We start from the raw sequence: 15058 nt of genomic DNA, 5'->3' as shown, positions 1-15058 counted from the left end.
GGATCACGCCCAGAAGGCATCGTCGGTGGATTCGTCGGCGGCGACGTCCAGGAGGTCGGTCGCCTTGCCGTCGCGGATGCGGAAGACGAGGGCGTGCCGGGTGTCGAGGTGATTGTCGCCGCGCTTGCCCGTGGAGCGGTAGACGGTGATGACCCGGTCGTCGTTCGCGTAGATCTCCTCCAGCGACACGCGGAGCGTGCCGTTCGACCGCGAGCCGAGTTCGCCGTACAGCGCGAGGATCGCGGCGCGGCCCTTGTGGTCGCCCGAGAACACGTTGTGTCCGGGCATGTGCTGCACGGCGTCCTCGGCGAGGAGTTCGGAAAGCGTCGCGACGTCACCGGCGGAGAACGCCTCGTAACCGCGCCTGACGAGTTTCGCGTTGGGATGTTCGGCCATTCTGGCCCCCTCTGCGTGAACAAACGTGGGCGCCCTGCGCGCCGGGCACAGACACCGGGCCACAGGGCGTTCTCCCATCGAACGCGCGCGCTCGCTGACGTGTCAAGCTCTCCCTATTCACCCACCCGCCGCCGCAGCAGCGCCGCGTGGCCCGCACCGAGCCCTGCCGCTTCGGCCGCCGCGCATGCCGACACGGCGTCCGCGCGGTTTCCCAAGCGGTGCAACAACTCCGCGCGCGTCGCGTGCCACCACGGGTAGTCGGCCAGACCATCGAGCGCGTCGACGAGCGACAGCGCGACGGCAGCGCCGTCACGTTCGGCGATCGCGGCTGCGCGGTTCAGTAACACCACCGGACTCGGCCGCACGGTGAAAAGCACGTCGTACCAAGAGATCACGGCGTCCCAGTTGGTTTCGGCGTACGTCGGCGCCAGCGTGTGGCACGCCGCGATCGCCGCCTGCACCACGTACGGGTCGGGCTTCGAAGGCGTTCGCCGCAACGCACGTCCCACCAGTTCGACGCCTTCGCGGATCAACGCGGCGTCCCACCGTGCACGGTCTTGGTCGGCCAGCAGGACCGGGAGGCCGTCGTCCGCGAGGCGCGTGCACCGGCGGGCGTCGTGCAGCAGCAGCAACGCCAGCAGGCCCAGCACCGTCGGCTCGTCGGGCATCAGCGACGCCAGCAGCCGCGCCAGCCGCACGGCCTCGTCGACGAGCGGAGCGCGTACGCCCGCGTACCCCTCGTTGAAGATCAGGTACACCGTCGCGGCGACGCCCTCGAGCCGCCGCGGCAGTTCCTCCGCCGCCGGCACGCGGTACGGGATCCCGGCCGTCGCGATCTTCTGCTTCGCGCGCGTCAGCCGCTTCGCGGTCGTTGCTTCAGGCAGGCGCAACCCGCGTGCGACCTCCGCGGTCGACAACCCGCCGAGCGTCCGCAGCGACAACGCGACCTGCGCCTCCACGGACAGGCACGGGTGGCAGCAGGTGAACACGAGCCGCAGTAGGTCGTCGCGGATCACCGACGGCGGCGGGTCGTCTTCGGAGAGCGGCATCGCGTCCGCCTCCTTCCCGGCGCGCTTCGCCTCGCGGCGCACGACGTCGACGGCCCGCCGGCGCGCGGTCACGAGTAGCCAGGCCCGCGGGTGGTCCGGAACGCCGTCGCGCGGCCACGTCTCGAGCGCCCGCACGACGGCGTCCTGCACCGCGTCCTCGGCCAGGTCGACACTCCCGGTGACGCGCACGAGCGTGGCCAGCACCCGGGTCCCCTCGTCCCGGACCAGTCGCGCCAGCGCGTCGCCGGCGAGGCTCACGAGAACTCGACGACCGGGCGCACCTCGACGGCGCCGTCCCACGCGGCCGGGATCTGTGCGGCGACCTTCACGGCTTCGTCGAGGTCGGGGCACTCGATGAGGTAGAAACCGGTGAGGGCTTCCTTCGTCTCGGCGTACGGGCCGTCGCTGGTCACGATGTCGCCGCCCTTGCCGCCGGTCACGCGGACGGTGGTGGCGGTCGCCGTCGGGTAGAGGGCCTTTCCGCCGCGGATCACGGCGGCCGCGGCCTGGCCGAACTCGTTGTAGTCCTTCATCAATCCGGCGGCCTCGGGCTGCGTCGGGTCCACGTCGGCGGAGTAGATGAGCGCGGCATAGGTGGGCATGGCTGCTCCTGAAGGGTGTCCGAACCGGCGCCGTTCGCCGGTTAACACTCTAAGGACGAACGGACCCGCGGACGCCAGGACAATCGCCCGAGAAAATTTCTCAGCCCTCCACGAGTTCCCACTCGGCGCCCGGCTCGGCGCGGTCGAAGACCTGGCCGGGCTCGGCCAGCAGCGCGCCCGCGACGTCCGGGTACAGGCGCACGACGTGCTCCAGCTCCAGGCTCTCGACCTCGAAGTCCTCGGCTTCCGGCACCTCGAATCCCACGAACAGCCATGTGCCGTCACCCTCGCGCACGACCTGGCGGACCGCGCGGACGGGCGCGTCAGCCCCGGTCGCGATCTCGGTCAGCCCGGTCGACAGCTGCACCTCGTCGACGGGCGAGCCCGGGTGCTGCCACGCGGCGATGCGGTTCTCGCGGATGCGGCGGTCCTCGTCGGCGTCGTCGGAGTCCGCGACGGAGCTCAGCAGCCACGTCGAGCGGTCCGGATCCCAGTCGGCGGCCATGCCGGTGGGCAGCCCGGCCAGCGCCGTCAGCTGCGGCACCAGCTCGAGGGCTTCCCGCAGCGACACCGCGCCGAACTGCTCGCGGTTGACGTTCATGTCCTCGTCGAACTCGGCGCCGTCGCTGACGAACCAGTCGTCGTCATCGTCGAGGACCACGAACGCGAGCTGCGCCGGGTCGTCGAGCAGCGTGCGCGCGAAGATCACCGGGGACTCCGGGTCCTGTCGCAGCGGCCAGTCGTTCGCCATGATCTTCTCCCCGCGTCGTGCCGGTGTCCGCGGACATCCCACCAGACGGGGTCGTTTCCGCAGTCGCGGCCCCGCTCGACGCGTAATTCCACAGCCGTTGGATTAAGCTGGGCCGCATGGTGCTGCCTGAACGCCTCGCCCGCTTCAACCGCGTCGTCACGAACCGCGTCACCCGGCCGTTCGTCGGCTGGCTGCCCGGATTCGGGATGATCATCCACCGCGGCCGCCGGTCCGGCCGGGAGTTCCGCACGCCGCTGAACGTCTTCCGCTCCGGCGACGGCTTCGTCGTGGCTCTGACGTACGGCCCGGACACCGACTGGGTCAAGAACGTGCTCGCCGCCGGCCGCGCGGAACTCCTGACGGGGTGCCGAAAATACGACGTCGTTGATCCACAGCTGGTGCATGATGGGTCGCGCCGTCGGATGCCGCCCGGGGTGCGCCAGTTCCTCGGGCTCGTCGGCGTGGAGGACTTTCTGCTGCTCAAGCGGGGGTGAACCGTTGCTCACGGGGAAGCTGGTCAGGCTGCGCGCGCTGGAGCCGTCGGACGCCGAATCGCTGTACCGCTGGATCCACGACCCGGAGGTGGGGCAGTGGATGGACAACGCGCACCCGCGGTCGCTCGACCAGGTGCGCAAGCGGTGTGAGAACCGCGAGGTCAACACGTACTCGCACGTGGTGCTCGGCATCGAATCCGTGTCGTCGGGCCGGCTCATCGGCGTCATCGACCTGCGCGACGCCCAACCCGAGGTGGGGCGCGCCGAGCTGGACATCTACATCGGCGAGAAGGATCACTGGAACGGCGGCTACGGCACCGAAGCGCTGCGGCTGATGTGCCGCTACGGCTTCAACGTGATGCGCCTGCACCTGATCGCGCTCTGGGTCGTCGCCGAGAACGAACGCGCGCGCCACGTCTACCGCAAAGCCGGCTTCACCGAGGACGGCCGCCACCGCGAGTGCTTCCGCGGCAGCGACGGGAAGTACCACGACATGTACTTGATGAGCTTGCTGGAACACGAATTCGTCGACTGAGTGGCTGAGTCGGTGAGTCGACCACGGCCCTGTGGTGGCTGGCCCTGCGCCCTCCCCACCGGCCGGACAGCCCCCGCCCTCCCTTGGGGGGGGTGTCCCATGCCCAGTCTACCGGCGAGGTCCGACGAAAAAAGGGGGCGCAAGCGCGGGAGCGCCGAGTTGTCCACAACTCGCTTCCCCTGTGGACGGCCCCACCTTTCGGAGGTTTTCGGGGTAGTTGCAATTCCTCAGTGCCAACGAGATGGCCATGTCCCGGCCGAGGTCGTAGCCGAGCTTCGAAAGCGTTGGGTGGAGCCATGACCGGAACGGCAGAGCAGCTGCCGGCTCGACCCCGTGCGCTGGCGGAAAGCGGGTCAGGGCCCCAGAGGAGCGACCGGCCGCGCCGCCATCAACACCGCACCAAGAACCCGGCCAGCTGCCGCTCGAGCCTGGACCACCGGTGCATTCGACAGCAGACCACCCATCGCTCCGCCCGCACTGGCGCGCGACGTGCGAACCGATTGACCAAACCCTCTGCAGGCAGGCCCCGACGGCCTGCGGCGTGAGATCGACCAAAGCCTCCGCACGCAGGCCCCGACGGCCTATGGCCTGAGGTCGCGCCGGTGCACAGACCGGCCGCATGCCAATCTGCCCCGCGCTCGCGCGGATCAGCGCCGTCCCGGAGGGGCCACAAGATACTGATGATCAGCGCAGTGCGGCGACCGAGAAACCCCCACCCTCCCTTGGGGGAGCGTCCCATGCCCAGTCTACCGGCGAGGTCCGACGAAAAAAGGGGGCGCAAGCGCGGGAGCGCCGAGTTGTCCACAACTCGCGGCGGCTGTGGACAACGAATCCGCACGGCCGCGTCACAGCAGCTTCTTCGGCGCCTTCCGCCGCCACGATTCCGTGCGCATTTCCTTCAGCTGCAGCGGGTCCACGCGGTCCAGGTCGACGAGGATGGAGCCGTAGCCGTCGTAGTGGGGGGTGGTGAAGAAGGCCGGATCGCCGGAAGCGAGGAGCGCCTGCTTTTCATCCAGCGCGCAGAAAAGGACCAGGCCGCCTTCGGCTTCGGTGCGGAGGCGGGCGAAGCCCTTGCCCGCGACCTTCAGTGCCGGCGTGCGGTACCAGGTGGACTCTTCGGTCTCGGGCAGCTCCGCGGCGAGCGCCACCACGTCGTCCCACGTAGTCATGGGTCCCATCGTGCGTCACGAGGACCGCGAAAGCTTGGAAAAAGGGGAGCCCCTCCCGAACAAAGGGGCTCCCCGGCGATCAAGCGGTGACCGTGATCCGGTCCGCCGGCGGCGGCGCGATGCCCGGGTGCGCGCCGAGGTACGCGGTGAACGCGTCGAGGTCCACGGGGCCGCCCGCGAGGTCGGTGCCCTTCGTGAACTCGGTGAACCCGTCGCCGCCCGCGGCGAGGAAGTTGTTCACCGACACGCGGAACGTCGCCGCGGGGTCGACCGGCGCGCCGTTCACGGTGATGTTCGAAACGCGCGAACCGATCGGCGCCGACGCCGAGTACGTGTAGTGCAGGCTGCTCGAGATCTGCAGGATCTTGGTGCCGCCCGGCTGGCCCCACTGCTGCTCCAGCACGTTCTTCAGGTTCGCGCCGGTGAGCGTGATCGTCTGCATGATGTTCGCGAACGGCTGCACGCTGAACGCCTCGCCGTACGTGACCACGCCGTCGCCTTCGCCGTTGGGCGACGACGCGTACGTGAGGTCCGCGCGGATGCCGCCGGGGTTGGTGATGGCGACGACCGCGTTGTCCGACTTCGTGGCCTCGAGCTGGGCATCGGCGATCACGTCGCCGAGCGTCGACTCGCCCGACGCGGCGCCGGCGGCCTTGAGGTCGGCGGTGATGGTGCCGACCTGGCGGTTGGCGATCGGACCGGCCTTGGTCCTGGCCTCGTCGACGAGCTTGGCCACTGCCGGGTCCGGCGTGACGTCGCGGGTCACGACCTCGTTGTGCGCCTGGGTCTGCGAGCGGACGACGTCGTGCGTGCGCAGGTCGACCTTCAGGTCCACGACGGACAGCAGCCGGCCGAACGACGCACCCTGGATCACCGGGCGCGGCTGGCCGGCCGGGTCGTTGATCACGCAGTTGTACTGCTGGTGGCTGTGGCCGGTGAAGATCGCGTCAACCTTCGGGCTCACGTTCTTCGCGATCGTCGCGGCGGCGCCGTCCGGCTGGACCTTGCAGTCGTTCGGGCCGGCGCCGGGCTGCGTCTCGTCGCCTTGGTGCAGCAACACGACCTGGGCCTTGATGCCGAGCAGGTCGAGGATGTTCGCGGTGCGGTTGATGGCCTGGACCTCGTCCCCGAACTTGAGGCCCTTGATCGCCTCGGGCGTCACGACGGTGGGCAGGTCCTTGAGCGTGGCGCCGATGACCCCGATCGGCACGCCGCCGGAGAACTGGATCGAGAACGGCAGCAGCGCGGACAGGCCGTTCGTGAAGTACACATTGGACCCGAGGATCGGGAAGTCCGCGCCGCCGTAGGACGGACGGAACTGGCAGCCGTCGGTCTTGTTGCAGCCGCCGAGCTGCATGCGCAGCAGTTCCTGGTAACCCTCGTCGAGCTCGTGGTTGCCGACGACGGAGGCCTTCACGCCCAGCTCGTTGAGGAAGTCCATGGTCGGCTCGTCGTGGAACAGCGCCGAGATCACCGGCGACGCGCCGATGTTGTCGCCTGCCGACAGCACCATCGAGTTGCGCACCTGCGACTCGAGTTGCTTCACGTGCGTCGCGAGGTACGCCGCGCCGCCCGCGTCCACGGTGGTCCCGTCGGACAGCGTCACGCGCCCGCTCGACCCGGCCGGCGGCTCGAGGTTGCCGTGCAGGTCGTTGATCGTGATGATCCGGACGGCGGTGGTCTGGGCCTTGTGCACCGCCTGTGCCGGCACGCCCGTGGCGGCTGCCGTGGCCAAAACGGCCGCGGCGGTGACCGCGAGCCGGGTGAAGAGCCTCATTTTTCCTCCGGTTTCGCACTCGTTGTCCCCTGGAACGAGCGCACGGCGGTGCAGTCTGCCCAAAGAGGAGGGTCCTCACCAGAGGAAAAAGGATGGTGATGAGCAAATGTCACCCGGCGTTTTCTGCTCGGTGTCCGGTTCGGGCGCTACTGTTGCCCGGCGTAACGCGGGGCGCCCGCGCAGCGATCACCAGCGCGAACCCCGGAGGGCCGTGATGGAAGTGCAGATCGTCGTGATCGTGTTGGCGGTCGTGGCCGTGCTGGTGGGGGGCACCGTGTTCGCGGCGTGGCGGGCGGAGCGGGCCGAGGACGAGCAGCGCGACGAGGAGCCCGACCGATCGGCTTGAGCGGACTCGGCCAGATGACCGATCCAGCCCCGGCCCGTCCGGCTCTTCGACCGAAGCACGGAGACCCGCAAGATCCATAACGTTCTGGCCATGACGAACGCACAGGTCACGGCCCTGCACTACGGCCTCATCGGGTTCCTCGCGGTGTGGGGAACGATCCTCGTCCCGCAGCTCGTGCTGCAGCTGGCGCGCTACGGCCGCCCGCGGCTGCGCGGCCTCGTGACCACCGCGGCCGTCGTGTTCTACGCGTGCCTGGCCCTCGCGGTCGTCCTCCTGCCGCTGCCGGACGCGGACGGGCGGCGGCTCGAGCAGACGGTGCAGCTGCGGCCGTTCCAGTGGATCGCCGACATCCACACGGAGCTCGTGAAGCACGGCCTCTCGGCGGCGCACTGGTTCACCACGCAGACGTTCCAGCAGGCCGCGATGAACGTGCTGCTGTTCGTGCCACTGGGTGTGTTCGCGCGGATCCTGTGGCGCCGCGGGCTGGTCGGCTCGCTGGCCGTCGGCGCGACCGTGTCACTGGCCATTGAGATCACGCAGCTCACCGCGAACTTCGGGACCGCGCCGTTCGCCTACCGCATCTTCGACGTCGACGACCTCATCAACAACACCGTCGGTGCCGGTGTCGGCTGGATCTTCGGGGCGCTGCTGCTCGCGCTGCTCGCCGTCCCTTCAGCGATCCACACGCATCCGGCCCGGCGCGAGCGGATCGACTTCGCCCAGACGCGCTAGCCGAGCACTCCGCTGCTGCGCCGCCCGCCTGGCGGCGCGCCGGTCCTCCAGGACCACGATCAGCGTTGCGGCGGCCAGGATGAGGGCCACCAGTGCGAGGACAACCCAAAGCTGCACGCGGGCTCCTCCCTACGACGTTGTGCGAGAGATCACACAGGCTACCTAGATCGGTACCCGCTCCGCTACCCCGCGTGCGGAGAACCAATCCCGGTCAGCGGTCACCCACTCGTCGAACGCCAGATCGGCCGAGGTCAGCGCCTCGCACAGGTCTGGAACAGTCAGGCGGCGGCAGGTGAATTCCTGGTGCCACACCCGCTCGCCGAGCCGGTAGCGCACCCGCGCGGACAGCAGCGGGCCGTCCCGGACGACGTCGTGCAGCGACACGGCCACCTCGCCGAGCCGGCCACCGGGCCCGGCGGCGACGTGGTCGAACCACTCCGGCGGGTGCCACTCGACGAGCAGCCGGCCGCCGGGCGCGAGGTGCCGCCGGCTCGCGGCGAGCAGCGCCTGCCGCTCCGTGGGCTCGGCGGCGTTGACCAGGTGGCTGCCGAGCAGGACCACGTCGAACTCGCGCCCGAGCGAGAGGTCGCCGATCCGCTCGCAGCGCGTCTCGGCGCCGCGGACGAGCGCGAGCATCTCCGCCGACTCGTCCACGGCGACCACGGGGTGCCCGAGAGCCAGCAACGGGTGCGTGACGCGTCCGCAGCCACTTCCGAGCTCCAGGATCGAAGCTCCGGGCGGCACAGCGGCGTGGACGGTCTCGGGTTCACCGGCGGCCGGCAGGAGCGCGTAGAGGTCCACCGGACAACCGTCGGGCGTGGTGCTCATGACCGACAGCGTGCCGGAAACTGGACGCATGCCCATCCGACCCACCAAGGACCAGCTCGCGGCCGCGCAGGACAAGACCATCCCCGACGTGCTCAAGCCCGGCCTGGACGTGCTGTTCTGCGGCATCAATCCCGGCCTCTACTCCGGCGCGCTGGGCCTGCACTTCGCGCGCCCGGGCAACCGGTTCTGGCCCGCGCTGCACGCCGGGGGCTTCACCCCACGGCTCCTGGACCCGAGTGAACAGCGCGAGCTGCTCGACCTCGGCCTCGGCATCACCAACGTCGTGGCCCGCACCACCGCACGGGCCGACGAACTCACCGGCGACGAACTGCGCGCAGGCGGCAAGCGTCTCGTCGAGACGGTGCTGGAATTCAACCCCCGCTGGCTCGCGATCCTCGGCATCACCGCCTACCGGACGGCGTTCGGGGAAAAGCACGCCGGGGTCGGGCGCCAATCCCGCAAGATCGGCGAGACCGGCGTTTGGGTCCTGCCCAACCCGAGCGGTCTCAACGCCCACTGGACCCCCGCCGGCCTGGCAGCGGAGTTCGCAGCGCTCCGTGCACAACTTGTCACTTAGCGGCCAACTTTCGGGTACACCCTCAGTAGCGGATGGCCGAACCGCCTTGACTGCATAGGGCCAAAAACCCGCTGATCAAGCTTATTTTTCTACGGAGAGTTTGCTGCAACCTGCCGATACGGCCATGAGGGGGAAACCGCGTCACAAGCGCCTTCCGAAGGAGTCGAATCAAGGACAAGGTGTCATTCCTGTCCGGTCCCAGCAGGGGGGATCGGGTGGTGCCGGGACGGCACGCCGGGGGGCGTGCGTGGGCGGTCTGGCGACCCGGGAACGACCAGAGGACGGAGGCCCGAGATGCGCGGCATCGAGCCCTACCGAACGCCGGCTGTGCCCGGACAACCGACCGCGAACCGCAGCTTGGGAGTCGCTGTGGTCGACCCGCTCCCGATCTTCCGCGAGGGACTCGCGGCGATGGTCCACCGGACGCCGGGGCTGCACTGGGCGGGCCAGGCGGCGAGCCACCACGCGGCGATGCAGCTGTGCGAGCAGGTGCGCCCCGATGTCGTGATCCTCGATTCGGCACTCGATCCGCACTGCCACCTCATGAAGATGCTCAACTCGGGCGATCCGGCCGTGGTGCTCGTGACGCTGGTCCGCGACGTGAACCGCACCCAGCAGTTCCTGGCCACGGCCATCGCGGCGGGTGCGCACGCCATCGTGCCCCGGGCCGTGGACCCGCGGCGGCTGGCCGAGGCCGTCCGGCGCGCGCACACCGACCGGCGCTACATCGACCCGGGGCTCGCCGCGCTCACGGCGCGACCCAAACGCCAGCCGGCCCCGCGCGCGGCGCCGGCGGAGGAACACCTGACGCAGCCCAAGGGGGCCATGCCCCTGTCGCGCCGTGAGTACCAGGTGCTGCAGCTCGTGGCCGAGGGCCTGGAGAACTCGGCGATCGCGAAGCTGCTGTTCCTCTCCGTCGAAACGGTGCGCACCCACGTGAAGAGCATCCTGCGCAAGCTCACGGCGCGAGACCGCACACACGCGGTGACCATCGCGTTCCGCAGCGGCATCCTCGTGCCCCACGCGGACGACGGCCACACCCCGATGCCCGTCGACCGCGCCGTGGCGCGCGGCACGCGTTGACGTCGGCTTCCTGGTCGATGTCGGTTTTTCGGTGGAATTCGCCCCCTGGAAGAGCGGATTCGCTTGCTCCAGTTACTCGTAGGTAATATCCTGAAGTTACCGGCGAGTAAGGGAACATGTGCCCGGCCGGAAAGCCGAAGACGACACGGAGTGACGACATGGGCCACTACAAGAGCAACGTCCGAGACCTGGAGTTCAACCTCTTCGAGGTACTCGGCGTGCAGGATCGCCTTGGCAAGGGCGCGCTGGCCGAGTCGGACGAGGAAACCGCGCGCGGCGTGCTCGCGGAGCTGAACAAGCTCGCCACCGGTCCGCTCGCCGAGTCCTACGCCGACGCGGACCGCAACCCGCCGGTGTACGACCCCAAGACCTTCAGCGTGAAGATCCCCGAGTCGTTCAAGAAGAGCTACAAGCAGCTCCTCGACGGCGAATGGTGGCGCCTCGGCCTCACCAACGACCTCGGCGGCTTCGGCCTGCCCCCGACGGTGCAGTGGGCCGCCTCGGAGCTCATCCTGGGCGCCAACGCGCCGCTGTTCATGTACATGGCCGGCCCGAACTTCGCCATGATCGTGAACAACAACGGCACCGAAGAGCAGAAGCGCTGGGCGCAGTTCATGATCGACCGCCAGTGGGGCGCCACGATGGTGCTGACCGAGCCGGACGCGGGTTCCGACGTCGGCGCCGGCCGCACCAAGGCCGTGCTGCAGGAGGACGGCTCCTGGCACCTCGACGGCGTGAAGCGGTTCATCACCTCGGCCGAGCACGACATGGCCGAGAACATCATGCACCTCGTGCTGGCGCGCCCCGAGGGTCCCGGCATCGAGACCAGGCCGGGCACCAAGGGCCTGTCGCTGTTCCTCGTGCCGAAGTACCACTTCGACTCCGAGACCGGTGAGCTCGGCGAGCGCAACGGCGCCTTCGTGACCAACGTCGAGCACAAGATGGGCATCAAGGTGTCCACCACGTGCGAGCTGACGTTCGGCCAGCACGGCACCCCGGCCAAGGGCTGGCTGCTCGGCGAGGTGCACGACGGCATCGCGCAGATGTTCCAGGTCATCGAGTACGCCCGCATGATGGTCGGCACCAAGGCCATTGCGACGCTGTCCACCGGGTACCTCAACGCCCTGGACTACGCCAAGGAGCGCGTGCAGGGCGCCGACCTGCCGAACATGCTCGACAAGACCGCGCCGCGCGTCACCATCACGCACCACCCCGACGTGCGCCGGTCGCTGATGCTGCAGAAGGCGTACGCCGAAGGCCTGCGCGCGGTGTACCTGTACACGGCGTCGTTCCAGGACCAGCTGTGGACGAAGGAGGGTGACGAGGCCGCGCTCAAGCTGGCGCACAGCGTCAACGACCTGCTGCTGCCCGTCGTCAAGGGCGTCGGCTCCGAGCGCGCGACCGAGCAGCTCGTGCAGTCGCTGCAGACCCTCGGCGGCTCCGGCTTCCTGCAGGACTACCCGCTCGAGCAGTACATCCGCGACGCGAAGATCGACTCGCTGTACGAAGGCACCACGGCCATCCAGTCGCTGGACTTCTTCTTCCGCAAGATCGTCCGCGACAAGGGCCAAGCGCTCGCGTACCTCGCCGGCGAGATCACGAAGTTCATCGAGTCCGAGGCGGGCAACGGCCGGCTCAAGAACGAGCGCGCGCTGCTCAAGCAGGCCCTCGAGGACGCGCAGGGCATGCTCGGCGCGATGATCGGCCATCTCACGGCTTCGCAGGAAGACCCGCTGAACATCAACAAGGTCGGCCAGCACACGGTGCGGCTGCTGATGTCGATGGGCGACCTGCTGGTCGGCTGGCAGCTGCTCAAGCAGGCCGAGGTCGCCACCGCGAAGCTGGACGCCGGCGCGCCGGCCAAGGACGTGCCGTTCTACGAGGGCAAGGTGGCCGTGGCGTCGTTCTTCGCCAAGTCGGTGCTGCCGGAGCTGTCCTCGCGGCGCACGATCGTCGAGAACGCCGACAACGCGCTGATGGACGTGGCCGAGGCGGCTTTCTGAGTCTCCCCCTTCCGCTGCGGACGCCTCCGGCCGATTTCGGGCCGGGGGCGTTCGCGTTTCTATCGAGTGACTTCACCTGCTGCGAATGGCCGCGAACGGGCGAGTAAGGGGTGTAATCACGGTGTTCGCAGGTTTCGGCGGCCGGTTCGGCGGGCATTCCGGGACCGAATCCGCGGCAGGGCCGCGGATCCCATCAGGCAGAGGAGTGACGATGACTGTCTCCGGCATCATCTCCGCCATCGTGATCGGCTTGATCCTCGGCCTGCTGGGCCGACTGGTCGCGCCCGGCAAGCAGTCGATCCCGATCTGGCTCACCATCATCGTGGGCATCGTCGCCGCGTTCGTCGGCACCGCCATCGCGCGCGGCATCGGGTACGCCAACACGAACGGCATCGACTGGCTCGAGATCATCACCCAGGTCGTGCTCGCCGCACTCGGGGTCACGCTCGCGGCGAACCTGTGGGGCAGGCGAAGCATCAAGAGGTAGCTGTGCTCCCGGCTCGGCCCGGTCCTTCGCGAGAGGGGCCGGGCCGTTCTTTGTGGACGGTCAGCAGACGACGATCGGTTCCGGCGAGTAGGTGGTGTTGCGAGTTTCCTCGCGGACTTCGTTGCCCGTGGCCAAGTCGTAGAGCACGCGCGTGTCGGAGACGCTGAACCCCGGTGCACCCGCCGACGGGTGGCACTCGCCGTCGGAGCCGGGTCCGAATTGGATGATCGGCTCGACTTCGTCCGACGGGCCGCCGGTGCGACTCTCGACGCGGTAGTGCTTCGTGCCCCAGATCCGCACCGTCACGGAATCCCCGTTGACGCCGGCCTGGATGGCGAAACCGGTGTCGTCCTCGTCGGTGATCTTGAGCTCCACCGGGTTTCCGCTGTCGTCCACGGCCTTCGCGTCGCGGCCGGCGGGGTAGCGGTCGAGGTAGTGGTCGTGCGCGAGGTGGCCGCCGTCGCCGAGGCCCGCCAGGTACGCCGCGTTGTACAAAGTGGACGCGAGCTGCGAAACCCCGCCGCCCACCACGGAAGGACCCGCGCCGTCCTCGTCCGCGGGTGCGCTGACGTAGCCGTTGGCCGCGGTCCGCGCGCCCGAGCGGGCGCCGAGGCTGAACGTCTCGCCGGGCTTCACGATCGCGCCGGACACATGCTCCGCCAGCGTCTGCACGTTCGTGACCGCCGGGCCGGTGAGGCCGCTCGTGGTGAACTCGCCGATGACCTCCTGGAGGCCCAGCGCGTTGGCGTCATCGGTGGACAGGCTGGGTTTCGTGGTGTCGTAGGCCACGGTGAGGTCGCGCCCGGCCGCCTTCGCGAGCACGGCCGTGAGCGGCTTGAAGGTGTTCGCCCAGTTGATCTTCCGCGCGTCCTCGGACGGCTGGACGGTGGGAGCGCCCGTGGTGAACACGATTTCGGCGTTCTTCCCATCGGTTTCCGTCGTCGCCAGGTCCTTCTGCACGGCCCGCCGCAGTTTGCTCTGGTCGATGCGCAGTTCGAGCGTGCCACCGTCGCGCGGGGCAAACTGGAAGGCGGCCGCTAGGGCGGCCGGCTTCACCGCGACGTCTTTGCCTCGGCCGTGCAACGTCACCGGCGTCGCCACGGCGGGCGTCACGACCCGGTCCAGCAGCGCGTGGACGCCGGCCGACGTCGACTTCGCGGGCGTGACGGCCATTCGCAGCGCGACGCCGCTCGGGACCAGCCACTCGTCGACGACGTTCTGCACAGCGCCCGGAACGTCGGTGAGCTCCTGGCCTTGGCGCGGTTCCACCGCATACGGCGTGACGCCGCCGTGGGCCGGAAGCCGATGCTGCCCTCGACCAGCGGGTGGTTGAGCTTGGCGGCCGCGAGCCCGCGCACAGCCTGCTCGACCTGCTCGTGGTCCGTCTTCCTCACCACCCCCACTTCGCGCGTGGTGAAGAACGACAGGATGCGGGTGATGGGGCTGAGCGGCTGGTGGCCGGCCTGCGCGAGCGTGGCCGGCCAGTCGAGGCCGAGGCCGGATTCCGCGGGCACCAGCGACGCCGTGACGTCACCCGCGTGTACCGGAACCGGTCGTGTGAGCCGCGGCTGCAGTTGCGTGCGCAGCTTCGCCTCGGCGTCGGCGTGCGAAAGGCCGCCGACGTCGACGCCCGCCACGAGCACACCGCGCGGCACGTCCCCGGCACTGGTGACGAGGTCGATCGCGTACAGCAGCACGAAGAGGCCGAGCGCGCAGCCGACGATCATGAACGTGCGCGCGACGCCCGTTCGCAGCTTCTTGTGCGGTCGTTCCCGCGGCGCCGGGCCGTCGACGACGGAGAAGATCTCCGTGGCGAGGTCGTCGTCTTCGGGGAGCGGGGCCCGTTGGGGCAGCAGCTCGTCGACGAAGTAGGCGTCGTCCTCTTCGCGCACGCTGCCTCCCCTGGCCGGGGAATTACAGGTAGAGCCCCGTGCCGTGTTCGGTCCGCTCGGTGGCCACGGCGTGGATGTCCCGCTCGCGCATCACGAAGTGCCCCTCGCCCTGGATTTCGACCTCGAGCTGGTCCTCCGGGTTGAAGAGCACGCGATCGCCCTGCTTGATGTTGCGCACACTGTTGCCGACGCCCAGTACATCACCCCAGGCGAGCCTGCGCGCCACTTGCGCGGTCGCCGGAATCACGATGCCGCCGCTGCTGCGGCGCTCACCCTCCTCGGGCGCCAGGCGCACGAGCACGCGGTCCTGCAGCATCTGGATTTCGAGCTTGGGCTT

Annotated in this window: 18 protein-coding genes; 8 read left to right on the top strand and 10 right to left on the bottom strand. The window is 69.4% G+C overall.

The features are described 5' to 3' along the window. Positions 1-3 precede the first annotated feature (3 nt). The 4 genes from I6J71_RS45485 to I6J71_RS45470 form a co-directional block, all read right to left on the bottom strand. On the bottom strand, positions 4-396 hold the full coding sequence (locus tag I6J71_RS45485; RefSeq protein ID WP_204092511.1) for a nuclear transport factor 2 family protein: 393 nt from the start codon (positions 394-396) through the stop codon (positions 4-6). 113 nt (positions 397-509) lie between these two features. Beyond that, positions 510-1703, bottom strand: a complete 1194-nt coding sequence (locus I6J71_RS45480; protein ID WP_204092510.1) for an RNA polymerase sigma factor — start codon at positions 1701-1703, stop codon at positions 510-512. Then, entirely contained in the window at positions 1700-2047 is a 348-nt protein-coding gene (locus I6J71_RS45475) for a YciI family protein (protein ID WP_204092509.1), read from the bottom strand. The genes I6J71_RS45480 and I6J71_RS45475 overlap by 4 nt, the downstream gene beginning before the upstream one ends. 100 nt (positions 2048-2147) lie before the next feature. Continuing rightward, the gene (locus I6J71_RS45470; protein WP_204092508.1) at positions 2148-2798 is read right to left on the bottom strand and encodes a hypothetical protein; all 651 of its coding nucleotides are present in this window, start codon (positions 2796-2798) and stop codon (positions 2148-2150) included. Positions 2799-2914: 116 nt separating this feature from the next. Here I6J71_RS45470 and I6J71_RS45465 point away from each other — a divergent pair, with 116 nt between their 5' ends. Next, entirely contained in the window at positions 2915-3292 is a 378-nt protein-coding gene (locus tag I6J71_RS45465; RefSeq protein WP_204092507.1) for a nitroreductase family deazaflavin-dependent oxidoreductase, read from the top strand. A gap of 4 nt (positions 3293-3296) precedes the next feature. Then, the gene (locus tag I6J71_RS45460) at positions 3297-3827 is read left to right on the top strand and encodes a GNAT family N-acetyltransferase (protein WP_204092506.1); all 531 of its coding nucleotides are present in this window, start codon (positions 3297-3299) and stop codon (positions 3825-3827) included. An 845-nt stretch (positions 3828-4672) separates the two neighbouring features. Here the strand turns inward: I6J71_RS45460 and I6J71_RS45455 are convergent. After that, entirely contained in the window at positions 4673-4996 is a 324-nt protein-coding gene (locus I6J71_RS45455; protein ID WP_204092505.1) for an MmcQ/YjbR family DNA-binding protein, read from the bottom strand. A 79-nt stretch (positions 4997-5075) separates the two neighbouring features. Beyond that, positions 5076-6773, bottom strand: coding sequence for a bifunctional UDP-sugar hydrolase/5'-nucleotidase (locus tag I6J71_RS45450; RefSeq protein WP_204092504.1), 1698 nt, complete (start codon positions 6771-6773; stop codon positions 5076-5078). Between the two features lie 214 nt (positions 6774-6987). Between I6J71_RS45450 and I6J71_RS50105 the strand changes: the two genes are divergently transcribed. Then, entirely contained in the window at positions 6988-7119 is a 132-nt protein-coding gene (locus I6J71_RS50105; protein ID WP_255570698.1) for a hypothetical protein, read from the top strand. Positions 7120-7209: 90 nt separating this feature from the next. Next, positions 7210-7851 (top strand): VanZ family protein, encoded by a 642-nt coding sequence (locus I6J71_RS45445; RefSeq protein WP_204092503.1) that lies wholly within the window; start codon positions 7210-7212, stop codon positions 7849-7851. A 162-nt stretch (positions 7852-8013) separates the two neighbouring features. Here I6J71_RS45445 and I6J71_RS45440 read toward each other — a convergent pair whose 3' ends face one another. Then, positions 8014-8679, bottom strand: a complete 666-nt coding sequence (locus I6J71_RS45440) for a class I SAM-dependent methyltransferase (RefSeq protein WP_239154282.1) — start codon at positions 8677-8679, stop codon at positions 8014-8016. 28 nt (positions 8680-8707) lie between these two features. Here I6J71_RS45440 and mug point away from each other — a divergent pair, with 28 nt between their 5' ends. The 4 genes from mug (at position 8708) to I6J71_RS45420 (ending at position 12829) form a co-directional block, all read left to right on the top strand. Next, entirely contained in the window at positions 8708-9256 is a 549-nt protein-coding gene (gene mug / locus I6J71_RS45435) for a G/U mismatch-specific DNA glycosylase (RefSeq protein ID WP_204092502.1), read from the top strand. Positions 9257-9550: 294 nt separating this feature from the next. Continuing rightward, positions 9551-10339, top strand: a complete 789-nt coding sequence (locus I6J71_RS45430; RefSeq protein ID WP_204092501.1) for a response regulator transcription factor — start codon at positions 9551-9553, stop codon at positions 10337-10339. A gap of 158 nt (positions 10340-10497) precedes the next feature. Continuing rightward, positions 10498-12342, top strand: a complete 1845-nt coding sequence (locus I6J71_RS45425) for an acyl-CoA dehydrogenase (RefSeq protein WP_204092500.1) — start codon at positions 10498-10500, stop codon at positions 12340-12342. Positions 12343-12553: 211 nt separating this feature from the next. Further along, positions 12554-12829 carry a GlsB/YeaQ/YmgE family stress response membrane protein gene (locus I6J71_RS45420; RefSeq protein ID WP_204092499.1) on the top strand — a complete coding sequence of 92 codons (276 nt, stop codon included), beginning with the start codon at positions 12554-12556 and terminating at the stop codon, positions 12827-12829. A gap of 60 nt (positions 12830-12889) precedes the next feature. Here the strand turns inward: I6J71_RS45420 and I6J71_RS51565 are convergent, their stop codons facing one another. The 3 genes from I6J71_RS51565 to I6J71_RS45410 are packed head-to-tail and all read right to left on the bottom strand — an operon-like array spanning position 12890 to position 15037. Next, on the bottom strand, positions 12890-14053 hold the full coding sequence (locus I6J71_RS51565) for a VanW family protein (protein WP_370542061.1): 1164 nt from the start codon (positions 14051-14053) through the stop codon (positions 12890-12892). Beyond that, positions 13939-14721, bottom strand: a complete 783-nt coding sequence (locus tag I6J71_RS51560; RefSeq protein ID WP_370542060.1) for a hypothetical protein — start codon at positions 14719-14721, stop codon at positions 13939-13941. The genes I6J71_RS51565 and I6J71_RS51560 overlap by 115 nt, the downstream gene beginning before the upstream one ends. Before the next feature lie 22 nt (positions 14722-14743). Next, positions 14744-15037 (bottom strand): co-chaperone GroES, encoded by a 294-nt coding sequence (locus I6J71_RS45410; protein WP_204097585.1) that lies wholly within the window; start codon positions 15035-15037, stop codon positions 14744-14746. Positions 15038-15058: the final 21 nt, after the last annotated feature.

Source organism: Amycolatopsis sp. FDAARGOS 1241 (genome assembly GCF_016889705.1).
GTDB lineage: Bacteria > Actinomycetota > Actinomycetes > Mycobacteriales > Pseudonocardiaceae > Amycolatopsis.
The sequence above is the reverse complement of the archived record's forward strand: the minus strand, read 5'-3'. Positions and strand labels throughout refer to the sequence as shown.

What these genes read in the sequence shown, in the direction of transcription:
- I6J71_RS45485 (WP_204092511.1), bottom strand. Translation starts at nt 396, where the DNA reads ATGGCCGAACATCCCAACGCGAAACTCGTCAGGCGCGGTTACGAGGCG.
- I6J71_RS45475 (WP_204092509.1), bottom strand. Translation starts at nt 2,047, where the DNA reads ATGCCCACCTATGCCGCGCTCATCTACTCCGCCGACGTGGACCCGACG.
- I6J71_RS45470 (WP_204092508.1), bottom strand. Translation starts at nt 2,798, where the DNA reads ATGGCGAACGACTGGCCGCTGCGACAGGACCCGGAGTCCCCGGTGATC.
- I6J71_RS45465 (WP_204092507.1), top strand. Translation starts at nt 2,915, where the DNA reads ATGGTGCTGCCTGAACGCCTCGCCCGCTTCAACCGCGTCGTCACGAAC.
- I6J71_RS45455 (WP_204092505.1), bottom strand. Translation starts at nt 4,996, where the DNA reads ATGACTACGTGGGACGACGTGGTGGCGCTCGCCGCGGAGCTGCCCGAG.
- I6J71_RS45450 (WP_204092504.1), bottom strand. Translation starts at nt 6,773, where the DNA reads ATGAGGCTCTTCACCCGGCTCGCGGTCACCGCCGCGGCCGTTTTGGCC.
- I6J71_RS50105 (WP_255570698.1), top strand. Translation starts at nt 6,988, where the DNA reads ATGGAAGTGCAGATCGTCGTGATCGTGTTGGCGGTCGTGGCCGTGCTG.
- I6J71_RS45445 (WP_204092503.1), top strand. Translation starts at nt 7,210, where the DNA reads ATGACGAACGCACAGGTCACGGCCCTGCACTACGGCCTCATCGGGTTC.
- I6J71_RS45440 (WP_239154282.1), bottom strand. Translation starts at nt 8,679, where the DNA reads ATGAGCACCACGCCCGACGGTTGTCCGGTGGACCTCTACGCGCTCCTG.
- mug (WP_204092502.1), top strand. Translation starts at nt 8,708, where the DNA reads ATGCCCATCCGACCCACCAAGGACCAGCTCGCGGCCGCGCAGGACAAG.
- I6J71_RS45430 (WP_204092501.1), top strand. Translation starts at nt 9,551, where the DNA reads ATGCGCGGCATCGAGCCCTACCGAACGCCGGCTGTGCCCGGACAACCG.
- I6J71_RS45425 (WP_204092500.1), top strand. Translation starts at nt 10,498, where the DNA reads ATGGGCCACTACAAGAGCAACGTCCGAGACCTGGAGTTCAACCTCTTC.
- I6J71_RS45420 (WP_204092499.1), top strand. Translation starts at nt 12,554, where the DNA reads ATGACTGTCTCCGGCATCATCTCCGCCATCGTGATCGGCTTGATCCTC.
- I6J71_RS45410 (WP_204097585.1), bottom strand. Translation starts at nt 15,037, where the DNA reads ATGCTGCAGGACCGCGTGCTCGTGCGCCTGGCGCCCGAGGAGGGTGAG.